Source organism: Kitasatospora sp. NPDC058115 (genome assembly GCF_042884635.1).
GTDB lineage: Bacteria > Actinomycetota > Actinomycetes > Streptomycetales > Streptomycetaceae > Kitasatospora.
The window spans coordinates 208,098-212,958 of record NZ_JBHVTL010000016.1; the positions used below are offsets into that span (position 1 = coordinate 208,098).

General features: G+C 66.0%; 6 protein-coding genes. 2 read left to right on the top strand and 4 right to left on the bottom strand.

Annotated elements, in window-relative coordinates:
* The first annotated feature begins 638 nt into the window (after positions 1–638).
* Together ACFVVL_RS19085 and ACFVVL_RS19090 are read left to right on the top strand one after the other, a co-directional pair.
* Positions 639–899, top strand: a complete 261-nt coding sequence (locus ACFVVL_RS19085; RefSeq protein ID WP_387676677.1) for a hypothetical protein — start codon at positions 639–641, stop codon at positions 897–899.
* A gap of 301 nt (positions 900–1,200) precedes the next feature.
* On the top strand, positions 1,201–1,752 hold the full coding sequence (locus tag ACFVVL_RS19090) for a transposase (protein WP_387676674.1): 552 nt from the start codon (positions 1,201–1,203) through the stop codon (positions 1,750–1,752).
* A gap of 187 nt (positions 1,753–1,939) precedes the next feature.
* Here ACFVVL_RS19090 and ACFVVL_RS19095 read toward each other — a convergent pair whose 3' ends face one another.
* From ACFVVL_RS19095 to ACFVVL_RS19110, 4 genes are all read right to left on the bottom strand, one after another.
* Positions 1,940–2,224 (bottom strand): group II intron maturase-specific domain-containing protein, encoded by a 285-nt coding sequence (locus ACFVVL_RS19095; protein WP_387676651.1) that lies wholly within the window; start codon positions 2,222–2,224, stop codon positions 1,940–1,942.
* Positions 2,224–2,724, bottom strand: a complete 501-nt coding sequence (locus ACFVVL_RS19100; protein WP_387676654.1) for a reverse transcriptase/maturase family protein — start codon at positions 2,722–2,724, stop codon at positions 2,224–2,226. The genes ACFVVL_RS19095 and ACFVVL_RS19100 overlap by 1 nt, the downstream gene beginning before the upstream one ends.
* A gap of 304 nt (positions 2,725–3,028) precedes the next feature.
* Positions 3,029–3,304, bottom strand: a complete 276-nt coding sequence (locus tag ACFVVL_RS19105; protein ID WP_387676657.1) for a hypothetical protein — start codon at positions 3,302–3,304, stop codon at positions 3,029–3,031.
* Positions 3,305–4,420: 1,116 nt separating this feature from the next.
* The coding region (locus ACFVVL_RS19110; protein ID WP_387676660.1) for a pirin family protein at positions 4,421–4,861 on the bottom strand (441 nt) is incomplete at its 5' end.

Below are 4,861 nucleotides of genomic sequence, written 5' to 3' on the forward strand. Positions count from 1 at the left end.
GCTGCCACCGCACTCAGGACAGTCGACCGTCTCGCCCATCATGCCCTGCCCCCTCGCCAATGCCATACGCTGATCAAATCCCATGGTCACCCGCGTCGTGGACGGCCTGCGACTGGACGACGTGCCCCGCCCTCAGCCTTGGCATGGCAGTTCCTTCACGGTGCACCTACAACCGGTCGGGTGAAGGCTAGCCTCTGCCACCGACAACAGTTGAATCGGGGCGTGCGACCCGCGACGACCCCTCCAAATATCGAACGCATGTTCGTCATATGGGGTGACTGCCCCGAGTTTCTCAGTACTGCATTTGGTCTGCGGTCCATACGCAGGGGCCGGGCGACGCTCGGAGTTCAGGCCGTCGGACCTCCAGGTCGAGCCCGACGGCTGCCGGGCTAGGCGAAGTGGCAGTATGGAATTCATGCTTCTGCCGGAAGCGGCACGAGATCCACACCCATTCCTGGGGAGGGGCAGGTCGAGGTCTTGGTCAGCGGCGCAACTCTGACTGGCCCTGAGGTTGTCGCCATCGGTGAGGCTGACGGGAACGAGTACCGGCCTTGGCCGAGTGACTGAACCGTCTAGCATACGAACCCCTACCTGGCCGGCCGCCCACGATTGCGGCGGACGAGGTTGAAGCGGTTGTCGTGTCGGCGCTGGAGGAGATCCCGAAGACCGCGACGCACTGGTCGCGGAGTGCGATAGCGGCCCAGTGCGACCTCTCGAAGTCGCCCGTTGGGCGGATCTGGCGGACGTTCCAGCTTAAGCCCCACCTGGCCGACAGCTTCGAACTCTCCACGGACCCGCTGTTCATCGAGAAGGTACACGACGTGGTCGGCCTCTACTTCGACCCACCCGAGGGCCGGCGGTGCTGTCGGTCGACGAGAAGTCGCAGATCCAGGCCCTGAACTGCTCCCAGCCAGTGCTGCGCATGATGCCGGGCACGCCCGAGCGCAACGATCTGCGCAATGGACTGACCACTCTGTTTACTGCTTTCGACACCGGCGGCGGGAAGGTCATCACCTCCCTGCACCGCCGATACTGCGCGGCGGAGTCAAGAATTTCCTTGTCAAGATCGACCAGGAAGACCGTCTCGAACGCCACTGGCAGTGGTCGGCCGACGGGACCTGGGAACGGCTGCTCCAGCAGGTCCGGGCCGAAGCCGACGCAGCCGGCTACATCGGCTGGGACGTCTCCGCCGACTCCACGATCGTGCGGGCCCACCAACACGCGGCCGGTGCCCGCACGGCTCCGCCACCGGCCCCAGCCTCCCAGGGGCTGCGGCCGGAAGAACACCAGGACGAGACGCCGTGGCAGAGCCCCCCGCCCGCCTGGCGGGAGTGGTGCTGGAGGCGAGGGCCTGGGCCGCTCATGCGCGGGTTCACCAGCAAGGTCCACCTGAGCGCGGACGGCCGATGCCGCCCAATGTCCCTGGTCGTCACGTCGAGGCAGCGGGCGGACTGCACACAGTTCGAACCCGCACCGGAAGACATCCGTGTCCCGCGGACCGGTCCGGGCCAGCCCCACAAGACGCCCGACAATCTGGCCGCCGACAAGGCCTACAGCAATGGCCCGTGCTACACCTACCTGCGCAGACGCGGCATGCCGCACACGATCCCGGAGAAGACCGACAGTCGGGCCGCCCGCCCGCGCAAGGGCTCACGCGGAGGGCGGCCACCTAGCTTCGACAAGGAGCGGTACAGGAAACGCAACACTCGAACGGGCCATCAACAAGCTCAAACAGACCCGAGCGATGGGTGAGGTCGACTCGGGGCGCCCTGCTGGTCTCTCCACAAGTGGGTTTCCCCGAGTCGCCTCCCGAACCCGGCGTGCCCGTCTCCGGGCACCGGGCTCTCCACAAGCCCCGTTCGGGGTCATTCAGATACTCATGCCGCAGTGGGCCACGGGCTCGGGATGACTTTTCCCCGGTATCGGTATCTGGTCGTGCTCACCTTTGCCGGGTTGAACAGTTCTCTCCTCCGTGGCGGGCCACCAGCCGCCTCCGCAGTAGCGGCGGCGAAGCTGCTTCCACGTGATCCCGGGGTGTTTGCGTCATATCCACCAAATGACCCATCATCCACGCGGAGTGGCTGAGACAGCAGAAGGCGACGTTCGAAACCCCGGGACGGAAGTACGCGCACCTACCCCGCAGCACCGAGTTCAGTCGGTGCAGCAGGACTGTCAGCGCCAGGCCAACGTTCTGCCGACCGGTCAGTTCCTTCACCTTAGCCATTACGGAACGCAACGAATTCCAGGCCGGATAGGTGTAGACGTACGGCCGATCAGTGCCCTTCTTCCGGTGACGCCGGATGCGCCATCCGAGAAGATCGAGGCCCTCGTCGATGTGGTGATCCTCGTCTTCTCCATCGACAGACGCATGCCCATCGGCGCGAGAACCGCTGCCAACTTCTCGCGCAGTGCTTCGCAGTGCTCGCGAGTGCCGGACACGAGGATCAGGAAGTCGTCCGCGTAGCGGACCAACCGAAGGTTGGGCTCGCCACGGCGGCGGTGTCCCGCGCGTCGTGCCTCGGTGGTGGTCGGCCCGCCCGGCCGGTTGGTGACGTACTCGTCCAACACGGTCAAGGCGAAATTGGCCAGCAGTGGCGAGAGGATCCCACCCTGTGGGGTGCCGGTGCGTGTGTCGGCAAGGGTTCCGTCCCGGGACATGATCCCGGACTTGAGGAACGCCTTCACCAGCGGCAGGACCTGCTTGTCCGCGATCCGATCCCGCACCCGGCCCATGAGAGCCGTGTAGGAGATCTCGTCGAAGCACGCCGTGTGTCGCCCTCCACCACCCACTCGTAGGAATGGCTGGCGAGGAATCGGCTCTCGGCGACAGCGTCCTGAGTCCGGCGGTTCGGGCGGAACCCGTACGAACACGGGAGGAGATCCGCTTCGAAACACCGGCTCCAGCACCAGCTTCAAGGGCGCCTGGACCACCCGGTCCGCCAGGTCGGAATGCCCAGGCGGCGGAGCTTGCCGTTCGCCTTCGCGATCATCCGCTCACGCACCGGGACCGGCCGGAAGCTGCGTTCTCTCAGCTTAGACCGCAGCCCGTCGAGAAGACCTCGACTCCCTGCTCGGCCTCGATGGAGTGTGCAGTTCTCCAGTCCACTCCGGCCGCGCGGGCGCCCTTATTTCCCCGGACCCGGTCCCAAGCCACCAGAAGGAAGGCGGGGCCGGCCACGAGGTTGAACAGATCGTCGAACCTGCGATGAGGATCACCGTTTGCCCAACGGTACAGCTTGGTCTGGATCTCCAGTACCCGCAGCTCCGCCCTGAGAAGGGCGGACTCCAGCTCGTCAGTGTTCACCGGCGACAACCTCCTGGCATTCCAGCATCCTCACTGCCGACTTGCTGGCCCCCTTCCCCACGTGACCGGCTCTCCCGGCCTCCGGGCACTACGGAGCCTCCGTCCTGTCCGGCGGCCGTCCGCCGGCGATAGCCCTGCCCTCGGCCGGGTTGGAGACCCCATACGGAGGGCGGCCGCGGACAGTTCCCACGTTCACCACGGAGTCGATCGACGGGTGAGGTGCCCAGCTCTACCCCGGCAGAATCGCCACACCTACGCCGCAGCCATTCGGTGTGGCCTCCCCACCGACAAGTGGAATCAGCTTCGGAGTCGATCGTCAGCATGCCGACGATCATGCACTGCATCCGGCCCAGATCCGCCAGGTTGGAGCCGGTGCCGTAATTACGGGGCGTCAAGCACTGGTTCCTCGCGTACACTTTCCCGTCTCGCTTGCCGGACCCGAACCGTCTGGCAATACCAGTCCGTCCCGGCGTTGTCAGGGCTGCTTACCACCCGCCTCGGCATCCCCCGAGACGAACTGCCCCCAGCTTCACCGGGTTGCTGCGACAACCCGGCGTCGAGTGGTGAAGGTCTCTCACCTCACTCGACTCCACGGCGCCTCGTGGCGCACCCACCCGCTACGACAAACGCGACTACGTCTACCTCGGCACGGCCACCGCAGCCGCCCTCATCATCTGGTTCCACACTTGATCGACCGGATAAGTTTCCAGGTGGAGCGATGGTTCGGCTTCCTCGCCGACCAGATGACCGGCCGCGCAGCCCACAAGAACATCCACGCTGCCGAACGATACATCCGCAACTGGATCAGGACCTGAAACAAAGAACCACACTGTTCACCTGGACCAAGACCGCGAACGAGATCCTCAACCCCCTCGCTGGGGCCTGCCGACGGATCTCCGGCGCAGGGCACTGGCCAGGATCCCGACGCCAACGCAGTGCACGGGTCGCCCCAACTCGCGAAGACCCGCCCCTTCGAAGCAACCAAACCAAAGCTGATGCAAGATCAAAGCGTTAGCAATGGATCTGCACCTATACGAGCAAACTTTGCCACAGGCACCCACACAGCCCTGTCGACAGCGGCAGACACAGAGGCCGCCAGCGAGGTACTGTCCCAGGTCAGCGCTCGCGTCCACGCGCTTTGAGGGGGAGGTCGGGGAGGGCCGGGGCGTGGAGGCGGGGGCCGGCGTAGCCGTGGACTTCGCCGAAGCGGGTGGCGGTTTCCCAGTCGGTGCGGGCCTGGCGGATTTCGTCGCCGGTGCGGGCGATGAAATTCCACCACATGACGAGTTTTTCGGGGAAGGGTTCGCCGCCGAGGAGGAGGAAGGTGGCGTCGGTGGGGGCGTGGAGGGGGAGGTGGGGGCGGTCGGTGCCGAGGTAGAGCATGGCGCCGGGGGTGAGGGGGACGGAGTCGACGGTGAGGGCGCCGGACATGGTGAGGACGGCGTGTTCGAAGTCGGGGTTCAGGGGGAGGTCGAGGGTGGTGCCGGCGGTGAGGGTGAGGTCGGCGCCGACGAGGGGGGTGTGGGTGGTGCCGGGGGAGGTGGTGCCGTCGAGGGT

Bases quoted from the DNA above. Each gene is read 5' to 3' on its own strand.
- ACFVVL_RS19095 (WP_387676651.1), bottom strand. From the start codon at position 2,224: ATGGCTAAGGTGAAGGAACTGACCGGTCGGCAGAACGTTGGCCTGGCG.